Genomic DNA, 17699 nt, shown 5'->3' on the forward strand with positions numbered 1-17699 from the left:
AAATCCTTCACACGAACTTAGGGACGTATTTCCCGTACCTTACGGTGGTCGGCGGGTCGCCGCCAGCCGGGTGGGGGCCGCGCGAACCGAGGGGGTCGTTCAGTTGAGGAGCGTAGTCGGCGGCAACCCAACCCTACAACCGCCGGTGATCGCCGTCGTAGGCCCTACCGCGGCCGGGAAGACGGCGCTGTCGATCGCGCTCGCCGAGGCCCTGGGCGGGGAGGTCGTCAACGCCGACTCGATGCAGCTGTACCGCGGGATGGACATCGGCACCGCGAAGATCACCGCGGCCGAGCGCCGCGGCGTCCCCCACCACGTGTTCGACGTCCTCGACGTCACCGAAGCGGCCGACGTCGCCGGATACCAGCGCCTCGCCCGCGAGGCGATCGCCGACATCCGCGCCCGCGGGAACCGGCCGATCCTCGTCGGCGGCTCCGGGCTCTACGTGCAGGCCGCGCTCGACGAGATGGACTTCCCCGGCACCGACCCCGCGATCCGCGCCCGCCTCGAAGCCGACCTGGAGCGCGACGGCTCGGCCGCGCTGTGGGAGCGCCTGAAGGCCCGCGACCCCGAGGCCGCGAAGGCGATCCTCCCCTCGAACGGGCGACGAGTCGTGCGCGCCCTCGAAGTCGTGGAGCTCACCGGCTCCTTCACCGCCTCGCTCCCCGAGCCGAAGGCCCACATCGAGGCCGTCCGCATCGGCGTCGACCTCGACACGCCCGTCCTCGACGAGCGCATCGAGCGGCGCGTCCAGCACATGTGGGACGCCGGGCTCCTCGACGAGGTCCGCGACCTCGAATCGAAGGGCCTGCGCGAGGGCCGCACCGCCTCCCGCGCCCTCGGCTACCAGCAGGTCCTCGCCCACTTCGCGGGGGAGTACTCCGAGGAGGAGGCGTTCCGGCTCACCGTGCAGGGCACGCGCCGGTTCGTGCGCCGCCAGCGCTCCTGGTTCAAACGGGACGGCCGCATCGAATGGTTCGATGCGGCCGATCCCCAGCTGAATCAGAAGGCGGTTACGCGCGCGGGTTCGGCGCCGTCGTCTCCTTCGGGTCGGTGACCGACACCGGCGCGAACAGCTCGTTGATCTTCGCGTAGACGTCCTCGGGCAGCTTCACGCCGACGGCCTTGACGTTCTCCACGACCTGCTCGGGGCGGGTCGCGCCGATGATCGCCGCCGAGACGTTCGAGTTCTGGAGGACCCACGCGAGCGACAGCTGCGCGATGGTCAGGCCCAGGTCCTCGGCGATCGGGCCGAGCTGCTGCACGCGCTCCAGGACCTCGTCCTTGAGCCAGCCCTCGACGAACCGCCCGAACTTCGGGTCGGCGCCGCGCGAGCCCGCCGGGGCCGCCTGGCCCGGCTTGTACTTGCCCGAGAGCACGCCGCCCGCGAGCGGGGACCACACGATCTGGCCGATGCCCAGCTCCTCGGACGCCGGCACGACCTCCTCCTCGATGACCCGCCACAGCAGCGAGTACTGCGGCTGCGAGGACACGAGCTGGATCTTCAGGTCCTTGGCGAGCGCGGCCGCGGCGCGGATCTGCTCGGCGGTCCACTCGGACACGCCGATGTAGTGGGCCTTCCCGGAGTGGACCACGTCGGCGAACGCCTGCATGGTCTCTTCGAGCGGGGTCTCCACGTCCCAGCGGTGCGCCTGGTACAGCTCGACGCGGTCGGTCTGGAGCCGCGTCAGCGAGTTGTTGATCGACTCCTTGATGTGCTTCGCCGAGAGGCCGCGGTCGTTCTTGCCCGGGCCCATCGGCCAGTAGACCTTGGTGAAGATCTCGATGCCGTCGCGGCGCTGGTCCTTGAGGGCCCGCCCGAGGACCTCTTCAGCGGCGCCCTGCGCGTACACGTCGGCGGTGTCGAAGGTGGTGATCCCGGCGTCGAGGGCGGCGTTCACGCACGCGACGGCGGCGTCCTCCTCCACCTGCCCGCCGTGGGTGATCCAGTTGCCGTAGACCAGTTCGGAGATGACGAGGCCGGAGCGGCCGAGATGACGGAATTCCATGGGTACAGAGCCTACCTGCCGAGCGGCTAGCGGCGAAAGCAACCGTCATCACACGGGCTACAGGGGCCCGTCGTCGATCGAGACGGCCGCGTCGAGGTGCCGCAGCGACTCGCCGCGGTCGCCGCGCACGGGCAGGAGCTCGTTGCCGTCGAATCCGAGTGCGCCCCACGAGTACCCGTCGGTGACGAGGAACCCCGCGGGGTGGACCTCGACGCGCTGGTAGCGCGGGGGGACGACGACGCGGCCGGTCTTGTGGACGGCGATGACGCGCCCGCGCTGCCCGGCGACGGCGACGCCGTTGACGAACCCGGTGACGGTGCGCCCGTCGGCGGTGGGGGTCTCCATGGACCCGTAGAGCATCGGCACGACGACGGTGCCGTTGCGGTCGATGGCGCCCCAGTCGGCCTGGCAGACGGCGGCGACGCCGCCGCGGAAGTCCCCGGCCTGGCTGAACGCGGCCTGCACGACGGGCCGCCCGTCGTGCCCGAGGTACCCGAAGCGGCCGGTCTGCGGGTCCTGGAACCGCTCGGGCGCGGGGTACCCGGCGCGCTCGGCCCAGCCGCGCGGCGGGGCGCCGAACCCGTACTTCGCGGCGTGCTCCTCGATGAGGCTGAGGGCGGTCTCGACGATCTGCATGACGAACCCGTGCGGGTTCTGCTCGGAGGCGCGCTGCACGTGGATGAGCGATTCGGTGATGCGGCCCTGCGCGATGCACGAGAGCCCGGCGTAGGCGCGCACGGCCCCGGTGAGGGTCCGCGGCAGCTCCCCGGCCTCGGCGAGCGCGAACAGCTGGTCGGCCTCCTCGTAGCGGCCCCGCACGCGCAGGATCTGGGCGAGGCGGGCGCGGGCGGGGGCCAGGAGGAGGTCGGCGCCGACGGCCTCGGCGTACTTGACGGCCGCGGCGGCGTCGACCTCGGCGCCGTCGAAGTCGCCGAGGACGCGGAGGATGACGGCCCGCACCCCGAGCAGCCGCGACTGGTCGGCCTCGGCGGCGTGGCGGGCGAGCCGGAGGGTCGCCTCTTCGCGGATCTGCTGGAGGGCGACGGTGTCGGCGATGGCGTGGCGCATGGTGGCGCGATCGAGTGGGCCGAGGGCGCGGAACAGCCCCGCCCGCAAGTCCGCCGCGACATCAACCACGTTGACTACTTTCCGGGGTCAGAGAGGGCTACGTCAGTATCGAGGGTAAGCCATCGGGACCGGGGAGGGACAGTCGAGCGACCCCGGGCGCGATCGCCGTGCATTGGCGGGGCCGGGCGGCCCCGCCTCGTCATTTGACAATCTTGCCGAGGTCGTCCTCGGTGGCCTTGTAGCTCATGCGGGCGCGCGGGTTGCGCATCGAGCGCGGCATGATGCCCCGCTGGATCGCGTACCAGTACAGGCCGCCCATGCGCTGCGTGGTCTTCGGGAATCGCTTGAGGACGATGCGCTTGACGCGGCGGGTGAGGAGCACCGACTCGATCACGATCGCGGCGGTCAGGACCAGCAGCGCGATGAACAGGTAGCTCTGGAGCTGGACCGAGCCGGTGGACAGGATGAGGATCGCGAACGCCGCGAACATGTAGTACTGCCCGATCGACCAGCGCGAGTCCACGATGTCGCGCACGAGCAGCCGCTCGGCGCCGCGGTCGCGCGGGAGGTGGTACTTGTCGAAGAGCGGGTCGCCCTTCCACTGGCCCTCGGCGATGCGGGCGCGCTCGGCCCTGACGTCCTCGCGCGCCTGCTTCTTCTGCTCCTTGGTGAGCGGGCCGGCCTTCTTGGCGGCCTCCCGCTTCTCCTTGTTCGTGAGCGGCGGGTTCACCGGCGGCCGGGCCTTCGACTGGTTGGGCCGCTTGGGCGTGGCCTTCCCCTTCTTGTCCGTGGCCGAAACCGGCTTCGGTTCCTCGGTTTCCGGTGCTGCCTGGACGGACTTCTTGGCCACGGACGATCGGCCTTCCTCAACTCGCTGCGGGCGGTGCTCCTGCAAGCATACCTACGTCCCGGACTTCGCCTATTTCGTGACAGGTCGCTCGATCTTCGCGCCGAGGCCGAGGAGCTTCTCCTCGAAGTTCTCGTAGCCGCGGGTGATGTACCGGTCCACGCCGTAGACGCGGGAGGTGCCCTCGGCGGCCATGGCCGCGATGAGGTGGCTGAAGCCCGCGCGCAGGTCGGGGATCTGGAGGTCGGCGGCGTGCAGCTTCGAGGGCCCGGCGATGACGGCCGAGTGCAGGAAGTTGCGGCGGCCCCACCGGCACGGGGTGCCGCCGAGGCAGTCGGAGTACAGCTCGATGTTCGCGCCCATCCGGCGCAGCTCGGAGGTGTAGCCGAAGCGGTTCTCGTACACGGTCTCGTGCATGATCGACAGGCCGTCGGCCTGGGTCAGCGCGACCACGATCGGCTGCTGCCAGTCGGTCATGAGCCCGGGGTGGACGTCGGTCTCCAGCGCGACCGGCTTGAGCGGGGTGCCCGGGTGCCAGAAGCGGATGCCGCCCTCGACGGGGTCGTCGTCGACCTCGTACGCGCCGCCGATGGAGCGGAACACGTTGAGGAACGTCATCATGTCGGCCTGCTGCGCGCCGCGCACGAACACGCTGCCCTCGGTGGCGAGCGCCGCGGACGCCCACGAGGCGGCCTCGATGCGGTCGGGGAGCGCGCGGTGCCGGTAGCCCTTGAGCTCGTCGACGCCGACGATCTCGATGACCCGGTTGGTGTGGACCTTGATGATCGCGCCCATCTTCTGGAGGACGCAGATGAGGTCGATGATCTCCGGCTCGATCGCGGCGTTCCGCAGCTCCGTGGTGCCCTTCGCCATGACGGCGGTGAGCAGGACCTGCTCGGTGGCGCCGACGCTGGGGAACTCCAGCTCGTAGCGGATGCCGTGGAGCCCGTTCGGGGCCGACAGGTGCGTGCCGGAGGCGTCCTTCTCGACGACCGCGCCGAACTGGCGGAGCGCGTCGAGGTGGAAGTCGATGGGGCGGCCGCCGATGTTGCAGCCGCCGAGGTCGGGGATGAACGCGCGGCCGAGGCGGTGCAGCAGCGGCCCGCACAGGAGGATCGGGATGCGGCTGGTCCCGGCGTGGACGTTGATCTCCTCGACGCCCGCGGACTCGACCGAGGTCGGGTCCATGTACAGCGTGTCCCCGTCGAGCTCGACGTCGACGCCGTGGACGCGGAGCAGGCCGGTGACGACCTCGACGTCGCGGATCGCGGGCACCGAGCGCAGGACCGAGGGCGACGTCCCCAGCAGGGCGGCGACCATGGCCTTGGAGACGAGGTTCTTCGCCCCGCGGACGGTCACCTCCCCTTCCAGGGGGGTGCCGCCGTGGATGATCAGCATGTCCTCGGAAAGCGGGGTGGCGTCGGTGCTGCTCAACAGATCTCCTCGGATGGAAGGGAGTACTGGTTACGGAAGCCGGGAAGCGTCAATGCGACGGCCGTTTCGCGGCGGTGTCTCGTTCACCGGGAATCGACTTGGCGGACCAACGATAACGGAATAGCCACATGGAAAACGCCCAGGTAGCCGTATAACCCTCGGTGATCATGCGCACCCGCGGCTCCGAGGAATACACGTTCGGGGGACCCGGAACCGTTCACCTCGCGGACGTCTTTGTGGCGAACGACTCCGGGCCCTTGCCGCTACGGCAGTGCGAGCATCCGGTCGAGCGCCTCGCGCGCGTACGACGCGGTCCGCTCGTCGACGGTGATCACGTTCGGCACGCGCCCGGCCACGAGCTCTTCGAGCGCCCACACCAGGTGCGGCAGGTCGATCCGGTTCATCGTCGAGCAGTAGCAGACCGTCTTGTCCAGGAACGAGATCTTCTTGTCCGGGAAGCGGTTCGCCAAGCGCCGCACCAGGTTCAGCTCGGTGCCGATGGCCCATGAGGAGCCGGGCTCGGCCGCTTCGAGCTGCTTGATGATGTACTCGGTCGAGCCCACGTAGTCCGCGGCCTCGACGACCTCGTGCTTGCACTCGGGGTGGACCAGGATGTTCACCTCGGGGTCGACGCGGCGCATCTCCTCGACGCATTCGAGCGTGAACCGGCCGTGGACCGAGCAGTGGCCCTTCCACAGGATGATCTTCGCGTTCCGCAGCTCGTCGTCGGTGAGCCCGCCGTTCGGCTTGTGCGGGTTGTAGAGCACGCAGTCGTCGAGCGAGTAGCCCATGTCGCGGACCATCGTGTTGCGGCCCAGGTGCTGGTCGGGCAGGAACAGGACCTTCTCGCCGTGCTCGTAGGCCCAGCGCAGGGCCCGCTCGGCGTTCGAGGAGGTGCAGACCAGGCCGCCCTCGCGGCCCACGAAGCCCTTGATCGCGGCCGTGGAGTTCATGTACGTGACCGGGACGGTGACGTCGGCGATCCCCACGCGCTGGAGGTCCTCCCAGCACTGCTCGACCTGGGAGGCGGTCGCCATGTCGGCCATGGAGCAGCCCGCGGCCATGTCCGGGAGGACGACCCGCTGGTGGTCGCCGGTGAGGATGTCGGCGCTCTCGGCCATGAAGTGCACGCCGCAGAACACGATGTACTCGGCGTCGGGCCGCGCGGCGGCCTGCTGCGCGAGCTTGAAGGAGTCGCCGGTGACGTCGGCGAACTGGATCACCTCGTCGCGCTGGTAGTGGTGGCCCAGGACGAACACGTTGCCGCCCAATGCCTCCTTCGCGGCCTTCGCGCGTGCGACCAGGTCGGGGTCGGAGGGCGCGGGCAGCTCGCCGGGGCAGTCGACGCCGCGCTCGGACCCGGCGTCGGAGCCGCGGCCGAGGAGCAGGAGCGCGGTCTGGGTGTTCGCAGGTTCAGTGAAGCCCGTCATGGCCGCAATCGTAGTCGCTTCCGAGGCTGCTTCGGCCTCCTCGAATCCGCGATGTGGATTCCGGAAAGCGGTTACCGCATCGTCCGCGGCATCCACTACCCTCTAGGTGTGCGCATCCTCATAGCCCCCGACAAGTTCGCCGGAACCATGAGCGCCGGCGAGGCCGCCGACGCCGTCGCCGCAGGCTGGCTGCGCGCCCGCCCCGGCGACACCGCCGAGACGCTGCCGCTCGCCGACGGCGGGCCCGGGTTCGTCGAGGTCCTCGCCCGCGCCAAGCCCGGCGCGGAGCTGCGGACCGTCGACGTCTACGACCCGCTCGGACGCCCCACGCAGGCCGACTACCTCCTCGACGGCGACACCGCCTACATCGAGTCCGCCGCCGCCTGCGGCCTCCACCTCCTCGGCCCCGGCGAGCGCGACCCGCTCGGCGCCACCACCTACGGCGTCGGCCTGCTCGTCTCCCACGCCGTCGAGCACGGCGCCCGCCGCGTCGTCGTCGGCCTCGGCGGCTCCTCCACCACCGACGCCGGAGCCGGGATGCTCACCGCCCTCGGCTGCACCTTCCGCGACGCCACCGGCCGCCCGATCGCCTACGGCGGCATGGGACTCCCCGAGGTCGCGTCCGTCGACTGGCAGCCGCGCACCCGCGGCGCCGAGTTCATCGCCGCCACCGACGTCGACTCGCCGCTCCTCGGCCCCCACGGCGCCGCGCACGTCTTCGGCCCCCAGAAGGGCGCCGACCCGCAGCAGGTCGCCTTCCTCGAACAGGCCGTCGCGCACTTCGCTCAGGCCGCCGAACCCGCGACCGGGTACGTCGGCGCAGCGAACCTCCCCGGCGCCGGAGCCGCCGGGGGCCTCGGGTTCGCCCTGTTCCTCCTCGGCGGCACCCGCGCCTCCGGGGCCCGCCTCACCTGCGACGCCGTCGGCCTCGACGCCAAGATCGCCGCCGCCGACCTCGTCATCACCGGCGAGGGCTCCTTCGACTCCCAGAGCCTGCGCGGCAAACTCGCCGCCGAGGTCGCCTCCGGCGCCGCCGCCCACAGCAGGCCCTGCCTCGTCATGGCCGGGCGCTCCGACGTCGACGCCCACCCCGACCTCGCCGGGGTGCATTCCGTCACCGAACTGCTCGGCAGCGCGAAGGAGGCCATGGCCAGACCGGTCGAGGGACTCACCGCGCTCGCCGAGAAGGTGGCGAAGGAATGGCGGGAATAGGTACCGTCGGACATCAGCCGTTATGGCGAGTCATTCCACTCCCCGAGTGATCTCGGGAATAGGAACACTTCCGATGCGGTTGGGTACTGTTGACGGGTCGAATCGACCCGGTCGACCCGGGTCTCGCACACATCAGAGGAGTAGCAAGTGAGCGCCACTCAGCAGGCTGACACCGAGCAGTCCACCGAAGCCAAGGACGCCAAGGTCGGCGTCGTGCTCACGGATGCCGCGGCCGCCAAGGTCAAAGCCCTGATCGAGCAGGAAGGCGAAGAGGGCCTGCGCCTGCGCGTCGAGGTCAGCCCCGGCGGCTGCTCCGGCCTGCGCTACGGCCTGTACTTCGACACCGACGTGCGCGACGGCGACATCGTCCAGGACTACGAGGGCTTCGGCGTCATCGTCGACAAGATGAGCATCCCGTACCTCATCGGCGCGAACATCGACTTCGCCGACCGCATCGACGCCCAGGGCTTCACCATCGACAACCCGAACGCCCAGGGCTCCTGCGCCTGCGGCGACTCGTTCCACTAGGCCCCCGGCCAGACTCGCGCAGCCCGGTCGGACGCTTTCGCCGGCCGGGCTTCGCCGTGCGCTAGGCTGAGCGCCCCCCGCCGGACGCATCGCATTCGTCCCGCGAATTCCTTTTCCGATCTTCCAGTCCCCGACTGATGCGAGGACCATCTCAGTGGCACTTGTCGTGCAAGGCATGAAGACCGCCGTCACCGGCACCACCGCCGAAGCCGTCGGCACCGGCCTCGCCCGCCTCGGGCAGTCCCCGGTCGTCCTCGGCGGCGACGAGCTCGACCTCATCGAGGTCATGGAGCGCGGCGGGTCCCTCGGGCTCATCCACATCGGCCCGGCCGAGCCCAAGGCCATGCACGCCTACGCCGACCAGGCCCGCGACCTCGGCCTGGAGTTCAGCGCCGATCCCGGCGACCTGGAGGGCGAGGAGGCCGTCGAGTTCCTCACCGGCGCCAAGTTCCTCGTCACCAGCGAGCACCGCTACCACCTGCTCCAGGCCACGACCGGCCTCGCCGACGACGAGATCCTGGAGCGCGTGCGCGTCCGCGTGACCACGCTCGACCAGGACGGCGTCGAGATCGCCGGGCACGACATGGACCGCGTGCGCGTCCCGTTCGCCCGCGCCCGCGAGATCATCGACCCCGCCGGAGGCGTCGAGGCGTTCACCGCCGGGCTCCTCGCCGGGCTCGGCTGGGGCATGAGCCTGCGCCGCGCCTCCGAGGTCGGCAGCCAGCTCACCGCGCTGGCGCTCGAATCGGTCGGCCCCCAGGGCTACTCGGTCAACCCCGTGGAATTCGTGAACCGCCTGGAGCAGTCCTACGGGCCCGCCGCGGCGGCCGAGGCATCCGCATACCTGTTGCCTGATTGACCTCCTCTTCGCCCTGTCGGGGAAGATTCCCGGCTTGCGGTTCGCTGTCGCGTTCCGTCTACGGGAGGGTTCCTGTTTCAACGGGCCGTGCCGGGTATCCCCGGTCTTACCGGCCCTCCGCAGGCGTTTTGCGTGTCCGCCAGCCCGGCGGCCACGAGGCGTCTTCCTTCGCGCCTGATGTTGATCTCAGCATTCTCATCCCGGTCGTGGATGGCGCCGCAGTCGCAGATCCAGGAGCGGACACGCAGCCCTTCGGGCCCCTTGGGACCTGACAGCGCCCCGCATGTCGAGCACAGTCGGGTGGACGGGAAATACCTGTCTATCTTTGCAAGAACACGGCCGGTGCGGGCCGCCTTCGAGGCGAGCATGTCCAGGAACCGGCCGAAAGCGGCGTCTTGGATGGACTTCGCACTGCGCCCGCGGGAGAGGCCTTTGACGCACAGATCTTCGACATAGAGAGCTTGGTTCTCGCTCACGAGTGCCTTGACCTGCTTGTGCAGCCAATCGTCCCTGCGATTTCTGGTCTTCTCATGGAGGTTCGCAATACGGAGCCGGGCTTTGGCCCGGTTGTTCGATCCCTTCTGTGTTCGGGACAGTGCTTGCTGCGCCTTCTTCAGCTTCCGCTCCAGCCTCCGGAAGAAGCGGGGGTTGTCTATGACCTTGCCGCCGCGCAGCACTGCAAAGGACTTCAATCCCAGATCGACACCGGTCTCGGCGTCCGGATCCGCCAGTGGTTCCAGTCGCTCGGCGTCGTTGTCGACACGGACCACGAAGGAAGCGAAGTACTTCCCGGTAGTGGTCTTGACGATCGTCACCGAACTGGGTTCCGATGCCAGGCCACGCGACCAGGCGACCTTGAGTTCGCCGATCTTGGCGATGTACAGGCGACCGCTGGCCCTGATACGGAATCCGTTCCGGGTGTAGCGAGCCGTCTGGCGCGCCGACCTACGCCTGAACCTGGGAGGTCCGACACGATCCCCGGCCCGCTTTCCGGTCAACGACTCGAAGAAGTTCCGGTACGCCGCTTGGCAGTCTCTGAGCGCCTGCTGTAGTGGGACCGTGGAGACCTCGGCCAGCCAGGATCGCTCCGTGGTGCGCTTGGCCTTGGTGATGAGTTGCTTGTCCAGCGCTCCCGTTGAGGGATAAGGCAGACCGGCTTTGAAGGCTGCGCGCCGGGCCGCGACTGCGTCGTTGTACACCGTTCGGACGCACCCGAACGTTCGCGCGAGCGCCTTGCGCTGCGGACCGGTCGGGTAGATCCGATAGGAGTACCGAAGTAGCACGCCTGTTCAACGAACGTCGTTCGGACTTGGATGCGGGGCCGTGCTCATGACGCCGCTCACATTCATGTTCTGGATGGCCAACCGGCTGTGGCGGGCCGAATCGACGCGAGGTGCGCGAGGCGCTGGTGAACTCACGGGTCGTATTGTCCCGCAACGGCAACTCCGCTCCCGCAAAGCGGGATATAGGCGGGCAGACCGGTGGTGGACTGCACGTGCAAGGTCTCTGCTTACCGTCCGACAGGTAACGATTTCACAACGCACTCTTTTATTCTGTTGTGTTGTGCGACATGGTGTGAGTTATCCCACGACCCACTCACACCCTGGAGCGTTCCCAGTGCGACGAATGCGAATGACGGTGGCCGCGATCGCGGCCGCCGGGCTCGCGGTATCCACCGCTGCCTGTAGCGGCGATGAAAGCGATGTCGACGGCGAGGGCGGCGGCAGCGGCGGCACCGTCAACATGCAGATCGGCGAGATCCGCAGCCTCGTCCCAGGCGGCTCCGGCGAGTCCGAGGGCTACCGGATCATGAAGAACGTCTACGACGGCCTGGTCTACTACGACCGCGAGACCGGCGAGCCGGAGAACCTGGTGGCCGAGGACATCTCCTCGGAGGACAACACGGTCTGGACCATCAAGATCAAGGACGGCCTGACCTTCCAGAACGGCGAGCCGGTGAACGCCGACGCCTTCATCCGCTCCTGGGACCGGACCGCCCTCGCGTCCAACTCCCTGCCGCTGAACTACTTCTTCGCGACCTTCGAGGGCTACGCGGAGATGAACCCCGACCCGCTGCCCGAGGACCAGTGGGCCGACCCGGAGGTCCCCGAGTGGGCCCCGATCGACGTCACCCACCTCTCCGGCGTGACCGCCGTCGACGACCTCACCATCGAGGTCAAGCTCTCCGCCCCGTTCATCGGCTTCCCGACGATGCTCGGCTACGAGGCGTTCTACCCGGTCGCCGAGGAGTGCCTGGCCGACCTCGAAGCCTGCGAGGCCAAGCCGATCGGCAACGGCCCCTTCATGTTCGAGGAGCCCTATGACATCGAGAGCGGCGGCACCGCCGTCCGCTGGGAGGACTACGCGGGCGACATGCCGGCGCACATCGACGCCGTCAACTGGAAGGTCTACCTCGAAGGCGACGACTGCTGGGCGGACTTCCTGACCGGCGACATCGACGTCTGCCGCCCGACCGCCGCCGACTACGAGAACGCGATGAACGACCCCGACCTGGAGTCGCGCCACATCCAGCAGGACGACCCGTCGATCCTCATGCTCGCGTTCCCGCTCTACGACCCCCAGTACCAGGACGTCAACGTGCGCCGCGCCATCTCGATGGCGATCGACCGCGAGGGCGTCGCGAACGTCGTCGGCCCCGAGCGCTTCTACGCGCTCGACCAGTGGGTGCCCGAATCGATCCTCGGCGGCGGCACGCACTCCTGCGGCGAGTACTGCACCTACGACCCCGAGGCCGCGGCCGCGCTCCTGGAGGAGGCCGGCGGCTGGCCCGAGGGCGAGAAGATGCAGATCTGGGTCAACGACGCGGCCGACAACGTGGACATCTTCCGCGCCATCGGCGACTCGATCTCCCAGTCGCTGGGCATCGAGTACGAGCTCGTCACGCTCGACTTCCCCGAGTTCCTCGCCACCCGCGAGGAGCACGGCGTCGACGGCCCGTTCCGCTCCGGCTGGAGCCCGGACTACAACCTGAACGAGAACTACCTGGAGCCGATCTACGGCGGCGGCGCCTCGGTCAACGACCAGGGCTACGAGAACGCCGAGTACGACGCGAAGATCGCCGAGGCCGGCTCCGCCGCGACCCTCGACGAGGCCGTCGCGCTCTACGCCGAGGCCGAGGCCATCCTCGCCAACGACATGCCGAGCGTTCCGGTGTTCGGCGAGCGGTTCAACTACTTCTACACCGAGCGGCTCGAAAACGTGTACGTCCACCCGATCTACAGCGGACCGGGCGGCGACTGCGAGCTGCGCGAAGTCACGATCGCCGAGTAGCGCCCGACAACTGAAGACCGCCCGGGCGGAGCCGCCGCGGCCGCGAGAGCGCGCCGCGGCGGCCCCCGCCCGGCGGATTCTGGAACTGGAAAGAACCAATGGGACGCTATGTGATCCGCCGACTCCTCCAGGCCCTGCTCACCCTGGGGATCGTGCTCTTCCTCCTCCACTACCTGACCGCGCTGTCGGTCCAGATCAGGGGCAATCCGGCACTGCTGTTCTTCGGCGGCGACCGCACCCCCGACCCGGGCATGCTCGCCCAGGTCGAACGCCTCTACGGCCTCGACAACAAGTGCTACGAGCGCACGGGCGACCCGTGCCTGGCCCCGTTCGTCGACCGCCTCCAGAACTTCGTGCAGGGCGACTTCGGCACCACCCTCAACGGCAACCGGGACGTCGGCCAGCTCCTGGCGATCTACATCCCGAACACGCTGCGGCTGTTCATCTTCGCGACGATCACGCTGGTGGCCGTCTCGATGGTGCTCGGCACCTGGGCCGCCCGCCACCGCGGCAAGTTCATCGACCACACCGTGCGCGGCACCACGATCCTCGCCGACTCGATCCCGGTCTTCCTCATCCTGCTGTCCTACGTGTACATCGTGGCGGTGCCGCTCACCCGGTGGGCCAGGGACATCTGGGGGACCGAGTCGTTCATGGGCCAGGTGTTCAGACCGAACTACAACCCCGACTACCCGTGGACGACGATCATCATCCCGGGCATCATCGTCGGCACCGTCGGCCTCGCCTCCATGACGCGCCTGATCCGCGCCAGCCAGCTGGAGAACCTCGGCTCGGACTTCGTGAGGACCGCGAAGGCCAAGGGCCTCAAGCCGCTGCGCATCACGATCGTCCACGTCATCCGCAACTCGATGATCCCGATCATCACTGGCATCGGGTTCCTGTTCGCGTTCATGCTCTCCGGCGCCGTCCTCACCGAGGGCGTCATGGGCATCCCCGGGATGGGCCGCATGATCTTCCAGGCGGTGCAGCGCCAGGAGGGCAACCTCGTCATCGTCGGCCTCACGGTCTCGGCGGTCGTCGTGGTGTTCGTGAGCCTGATCGTCGACCTGCTCTACGCCGTACTCGACCCGAGGATCCGCTATGAGTGAGCTGACCGCCCCGACGCCGACCGCCGAGCGGCAGGCGTCCCTCTGGTCGGACGCCTTCCGCACCATGCGCAAGCGCCCCGACGTCATCATCGCGAGCCTCGTGCTGCTGTTCGTGTTCGCGATGGCCGCGTTCCCCTCCCTGTTCACCGACCAGGACCCCACGGTGTGCTTCGGCCGCGACGCCAAGCAGCGGCCCGGGACCTGGTTCACCGGCGAGCATCCACTGGGGACCGACGCGTTCGGCTGCGACTTCGCCGCGACGCTCGTCCACGGCACCCGGCCCACCATCGCGCTGGCGCTGAGCGTCATCGTCGCGTCGGTCGTGGTGGGGCTGATCCTGGGCATCCTGGCGGGCTACTACGGCGGCTGGCTCGACACGCTCATCTCCCGCGCGCTCGACGTGTTCATCGTGATCCCGATGCTCATGGGCGCGGTCCTGATCCTGAGCCTGTTCCGCGGCCGCGTCTCGACCGACACGCTGGCCGAGACGATCGCCGTGCCGTTCCTCGCCCTCTCGTTGTTCGGGTGGATGGAGTTCTGCCGGTACACGCGCGCGGCCACGCTGGAGACGAAGAACCTCGACTACGTGGTCGCCGCGAAGTGCCTGGGCGCCTCGGACCGCCGGATCATGTTCAAGCACATCCTGCCGAACGCGATCGTCCCGGTCACCGCCGTCGTCCCCACCACCATCGGCGGCATCATCGTCACCGAGGCGGCGCTGGCGGTGCTCGGCATCGGCGTGCAGCCGCCCGCGACGAGCTGGGGCGTGCTGCTGTCCAAGGGCACCGAGTGGGCCGGCGGCGGGTACGTCTACCTCTTCGCGTGGCCGCTGGGCCTGCTCATCCTGACCGTGTTCGCGTTCGCGACCTTCGGGGACGCCCTGCGCGACGCCCTCGACCCGAAACTGAGGTGACAGCGGTGGCAGAGACCGTACGCGTCATCGGCGACACCCTCCCGGGCGCCGACTTCAACTCGCCGCTGCTCGAAGTGGACGGACTGCACGTGGAGTTCCGGGTGCGCGGCGAGCGCATCCCTGCCGTGCGCGGCGCGAGCTTCACCTTGGAGCAGGGCCGCACGCTCGCCGTCGTCGGCGAGTCCGGCTCCGGGAAGTCCGTGACCTCCCAGGCGATCATGGGCATCCTCGACACCCCGCCCGCGAAGATCACCGGCGGGGCGGTGCGCCTGCACGGCGTGGACCTCCTTGAGCAGAACGAGGAGACCCGCAGGGCGGTGCGCGGCAACCACATCGCGATCGTCTTCCAGGACGCCCTGTCCGCGCTCAACCCCTTGTGGTCGGTCGGCTTCCAGATCGGCGAGCTGTTCCGCGTCCACCGCGGCACCAGCCGCAAGGAGGCCCGGCTCAAGGCGATCGAGCTGCTCGACCAGGTGGGCATCCCCGACGCGAAGAACCGCGTCGGGCACTACCCGCACCAGTTCTCCGGGGGCATGCGCCAGCGCGTGATGATCGCGATGGCGCTCGCGCTCGACCCGGAGGTCCTCATCGCCGACGAGCCGACGACGGCCCTGGACGTGACGGTGCAGGCGCAGATCATGCGGCTGCTCAAGCGCATCCAGACCGAGCGGCGCATGGGCCTGATCCTCATCACGCACGACCTCGGCGTGGTCGCCGACGTCGCGGACGAGGTGGCGGTCATGTACGCGGGCGAGGTCGTGGAGCGGGCGGGCATCCGGGACGTGTTCAAGCGCCCGGCGCACCCGTACACGAAGGCGCTGCTGCGCGCGATCCCGCGCGTGGACACGGTGGGCCAGGAGCTGGAGGTGATCGGCGGGCTGCCGCCGAACCCGGCGCGGCTGCCGGGCGGCTGCCCGTTCCACCCGCGGTGCTTCGCCGCGGAGGACAAGTGCAAGACCGAGGTGCCGCCGTGGGCCGAGCCCGCGGAGTTCCACGGCTCCCGCTGCCACTTCGCCGAGGAGGTCTACGCCGATGAACGCTGAACTGGGCCAGGCGGACCGGGGTGTCGACCCGGTCCTGGAGGCGAAGGACCTCGTGAAGCACTTCCCGATCCAGCGGGGCGTGGTCGTCAAGCGCACCGTGGGGCACGTGCAGGCCGTGGACGGCGTGGACCTGAAGCTGTACCCGGGGAAGACCCTGGGCGTGGTGGGGGAGTCGGGGTGCGGGAAGTCGACGCTCGCGAAGCTCCTGGTGGGCCTGGAGTCGCCGACGTCGGGTTCGATCAAGTTGCAGGGCAAGGAGATCGGCAACCTGTCGAACCGGCGCATGCGGCCGTTCCGGCGCGACATCCAGCTGGTGTTCCAGGACCCGTACACGTCGCTGAACCCGCGCCTGACGGTGGGCGACATCGTGGGGGAGCCGTTCGAGATCCACCCGGAGGTGGTGCCGCGGGCGAAGCGGGCCGGCGAGGTGAAGGAGCTGCTCGACATGGTCGGGCTCAGTCCCGACCACGTCAACCGCTACCCGCACCAGTTCTCGGGCGGCCAGCGGCAGCGCATCGGCATCGCCCGCGCGCTCGCGCTGCGCCCGCAGGTGCTGGTGTGCGACGAGCCGGTGTCGGCGCTGGACGTGTCGATCCAGGGGCAGGTGATCAACCTGCTGGAACGGCTTCAGAACGAGCTGGGCCTGGCGTACGTGTTCATCGCGCACGACCTGTCGGTGGTGCGGCACATCGCCGACGAGGTCGCGGTCATGTACCTGGGCAAGGTGGTCGAGCAGGGCACGGGCCCGGAGATCTACGACCACCCGAGGCACCCGTACACGCAGGCGCTGCTTTCCGCTGTGCCCGTGCCGGACCCGGACCTGCGGGGCCAGCGCGATGAGATCGTCCTGCAGGGGGATGTGCCGTCCCCGATCGATCCGCCTTCGGGCTGCCGGTTCCGCACCCGCTGCTGGAAGGCGACCGACCACTGCGCCGAGGAGGTCCCGTCCCTCGACGTGGGCGACAACGGCACTCATCCGACGGCGTGCTTCTACGCCGAGGAGCGCGACGTCACGCACGCGGTGAAGTAGCCCGCTGCGGGACGGGAGGCCGGTTCCCCCTGTCCGGCCTCCCGTCCCGCGTTCAGTCGTCGGGGCTGGTGCCCTGCAAGGCTTCCCGGAGCTTCTCGCCGCCGATCTCGGCGATCGTCGTGCCCGCTTGGAGGGTGTGGAAGACGGGGGTCGCGGGGTCGGCGAGGTCGATGAGGGTGGCCGCCGATCCGGCGACGTACCTGACGGCGTCGTCGCCGCAGGAGAGGTCGCGGCGGTTGACGACGGCGGGGCCGGTCCAGACCATGGCCGGGCCGAGCCTGCCGGCGAGCTGGAGGTGGTAGTGGCCGGTGAGGATCACGCGCACGTCGGTGCCGTCGATCGCGTCGGCGAGGTCGGCGGGGTTGATGAGCGTCGGGGGTTCCTGGATCGCGTTGGGGAACCGGATGGGCGGGTGGTGGAAGGCGAGGACGGTGCCGCGCGGGGCGGGGGCGGCGAGGAGGCCGCGGAGCCAGGCGAGCTGCGCGGTGCCGATGCGGCCGTGGACTTTCCCGGGGACGAGCGTGTCGAGGGTGACGAACCTGATGCCGTCGAGGGCGGTGGCCGCGGCCCGGTCGGGGCCGTCGACGGCGTCGACCGCGCACGGGCCGCCGGAGGGCCCGAGGTGGCCGCTGCCGAGGACCTCGGTGAAGTTCCGGCGGTCGTCGGCGTTGCCGGTGGTGAAGAGGACGGGCGCGCCGCGGTCGGCGGCGTAGGCGCCGATGAGGTCGCGGGCGAGTTCGTAAGCGCCCGTTGCGCCGTCGTCGGCGATGTCGCCGGTGACGACGACGAGGTCGATGCGGCGCAGCGGCTCCAGGTGCGCGAGGAGCCCGGTGAGCGCCGCCTTGGCGTCGATGCCGGTGCGGTGCAAGGAACCGTCGCCGGTCAGGTGCGTGTCCGAAAGGTGCAGAACCCTCATCGGGTGAGGC

General features: G+C 69.6%; 16 protein-coding genes. 9 read left to right on the top strand and 7 right to left on the bottom strand.

All coding sequences use genetic code 11. The annotated features are described in order from the left end of the window. Positions 1-103 precede the first annotated feature (103 nt). Positions 104-1057: a tRNA (adenosine(37)-N6)-dimethylallyltransferase MiaA gene (miaA, locus tag WA640_RS07305; RefSeq protein WP_442904690.1), complete on the top strand. Its 954-nt coding sequence runs from the start codon at positions 104-106 to the stop codon at positions 1055-1057. Here the strand turns inward: miaA and WA640_RS07310 are convergent. From WA640_RS07310 to nadA, 5 genes are all read right to left on the bottom strand, one after another. After that, positions 1014-2009, bottom strand: a complete 996-nt coding sequence (locus tag WA640_RS07310) for an aldo/keto reductase family protein (RefSeq protein ID WP_335986894.1) — start codon at positions 2007-2009, stop codon at positions 1014-1016. The two genes, miaA and WA640_RS07310, sit on opposite strands and share 44 nt — an antisense overlap. Positions 2010-2066: 57 nt before the next feature. Next, positions 2067-3146, bottom strand: coding sequence for a WG repeat-containing protein (locus WA640_RS07315; RefSeq protein WP_146148125.1), 1080 nt, complete (start codon positions 3144-3146; stop codon positions 2067-2069). A gap of 130 nt (positions 3147-3276) precedes the next feature. Beyond that, positions 3277-3927, bottom strand: a complete 651-nt coding sequence (locus WA640_RS07320) for a DUF3043 domain-containing protein (RefSeq protein ID WP_335986895.1) — start codon at positions 3925-3927, stop codon at positions 3277-3279. Positions 3928-3996: 69 nt separating this feature from the next. Then, on the bottom strand, positions 3997-5322 hold the full coding sequence (gene murA, locus WA640_RS07325) for a UDP-N-acetylglucosamine 1-carboxyvinyltransferase (protein ID WP_106365136.1): 1326 nt from the start codon (positions 5320-5322) through the stop codon (positions 3997-3999). A gap of 299 nt (positions 5323-5621) precedes the next feature. Next, complete coding sequence (nadA, locus tag WA640_RS07330; protein WP_106364829.1) at positions 5622-6788, bottom strand: quinolinate synthase NadA; 1167 nt, start codon at positions 6786-6788, stop codon at positions 5622-5624. A gap of 108 nt (positions 6789-6896) precedes the next feature. Between nadA and WA640_RS07335 the strand changes: the two genes are divergently transcribed. The 3 genes from WA640_RS07335 to WA640_RS07345 all read left to right on the top strand — a co-directional run bounded on the left by WA640_RS07335 (position 6897) and on the right by WA640_RS07345 (position 9387). After that, positions 6897-8000, top strand: a complete 1104-nt coding sequence (locus WA640_RS07335) for a glycerate kinase family protein (RefSeq protein ID WP_335986896.1) — start codon at positions 6897-6899, stop codon at positions 7998-8000. Between the two features lie 147 nt (positions 8001-8147). Then, positions 8148-8528, top strand: coding sequence for an iron-sulfur cluster insertion protein ErpA (gene erpA / locus WA640_RS07340; RefSeq protein WP_106364827.1), 381 nt, complete (start codon positions 8148-8150; stop codon positions 8526-8528). A gap of 154 nt (positions 8529-8682) precedes the next feature. Then, positions 8683-9387, top strand: coding sequence for a hypothetical protein (locus tag WA640_RS07345; RefSeq protein ID WP_335986898.1), 705 nt, complete (start codon positions 8683-8685; stop codon positions 9385-9387). 77 nt (positions 9388-9464) lie between these two features. Here WA640_RS07345 and WA640_RS07350 read toward each other — a convergent pair whose 3' ends face one another. Then, entirely contained in the window at positions 9465-10670 is a 1206-nt protein-coding gene (locus WA640_RS07350) for an RNA-guided endonuclease InsQ/TnpB family protein (RefSeq protein ID WP_335986900.1), read from the bottom strand. A 343-nt stretch (positions 10671-11013) separates the two neighbouring features. On the opposite strand from WA640_RS07350, the gene WA640_RS07355 reads away from it, so the two are divergent. The 5 genes from WA640_RS07355 (at position 11014) to WA640_RS07375 (ending at position 16773) form a co-directional block, all read left to right on the top strand. After that, positions 11014-12678 (top strand): peptide ABC transporter substrate-binding protein, encoded by a 1665-nt coding sequence (locus WA640_RS07355; RefSeq protein ID WP_335987551.1) that lies wholly within the window; start codon positions 11014-11016, stop codon positions 12676-12678. 110 nt (positions 12679-12788) lie between these two features. Then, complete coding sequence (locus tag WA640_RS07360; protein ID WP_219926797.1) at positions 12789-13787, top strand: ABC transporter permease; 999 nt, start codon at positions 12789-12791, stop codon at positions 13785-13787. Continuing rightward, positions 13780-14700 carry an ABC transporter permease gene (locus tag WA640_RS07365; protein ID WP_106364824.1) on the top strand — a complete coding sequence of 307 codons (921 nt, stop codon included), beginning with the start codon at positions 13780-13782 and terminating at the stop codon, positions 14698-14700. The genes WA640_RS07360 and WA640_RS07365 overlap by 8 nt, the downstream gene beginning before the upstream one ends. A 5-nt stretch (positions 14701-14705) precedes the next feature. Beyond that, positions 14706-15743 carry an ABC transporter ATP-binding protein gene (locus tag WA640_RS07370; protein WP_219926796.1) on the top strand — a complete coding sequence of 346 codons (1038 nt, stop codon included), beginning with the start codon at positions 14706-14708 and terminating at the stop codon, positions 15741-15743. After that, positions 15733-16773, top strand: coding sequence for an ABC transporter ATP-binding protein (locus WA640_RS07375; protein ID WP_106364822.1), 1041 nt, complete (start codon positions 15733-15735; stop codon positions 16771-16773). The genes WA640_RS07370 and WA640_RS07375 overlap by 11 nt, the downstream gene beginning before the upstream one ends. A 52-nt stretch (positions 16774-16825) precedes the next feature. Here the strand turns inward: WA640_RS07375 and WA640_RS07380 are convergent, their stop codons facing one another. After that, positions 16826-17689, bottom strand: a complete 864-nt coding sequence (locus WA640_RS07380) for a metallophosphoesterase (protein ID WP_335986905.1) — start codon at positions 17687-17689, stop codon at positions 16826-16828. Positions 17690-17699: the final 10 nt, after the last annotated feature.

Origin of the sequence: Glycomyces sp. MUSA5-2, assembly GCF_037034145.1 — a bacterium.
In the GTDB taxonomy this organism is placed as follows: domain Bacteria; phylum Actinomycetota; class Actinomycetes; order Mycobacteriales; family Micromonosporaceae; genus Glycomyces; species Glycomyces artemisiae.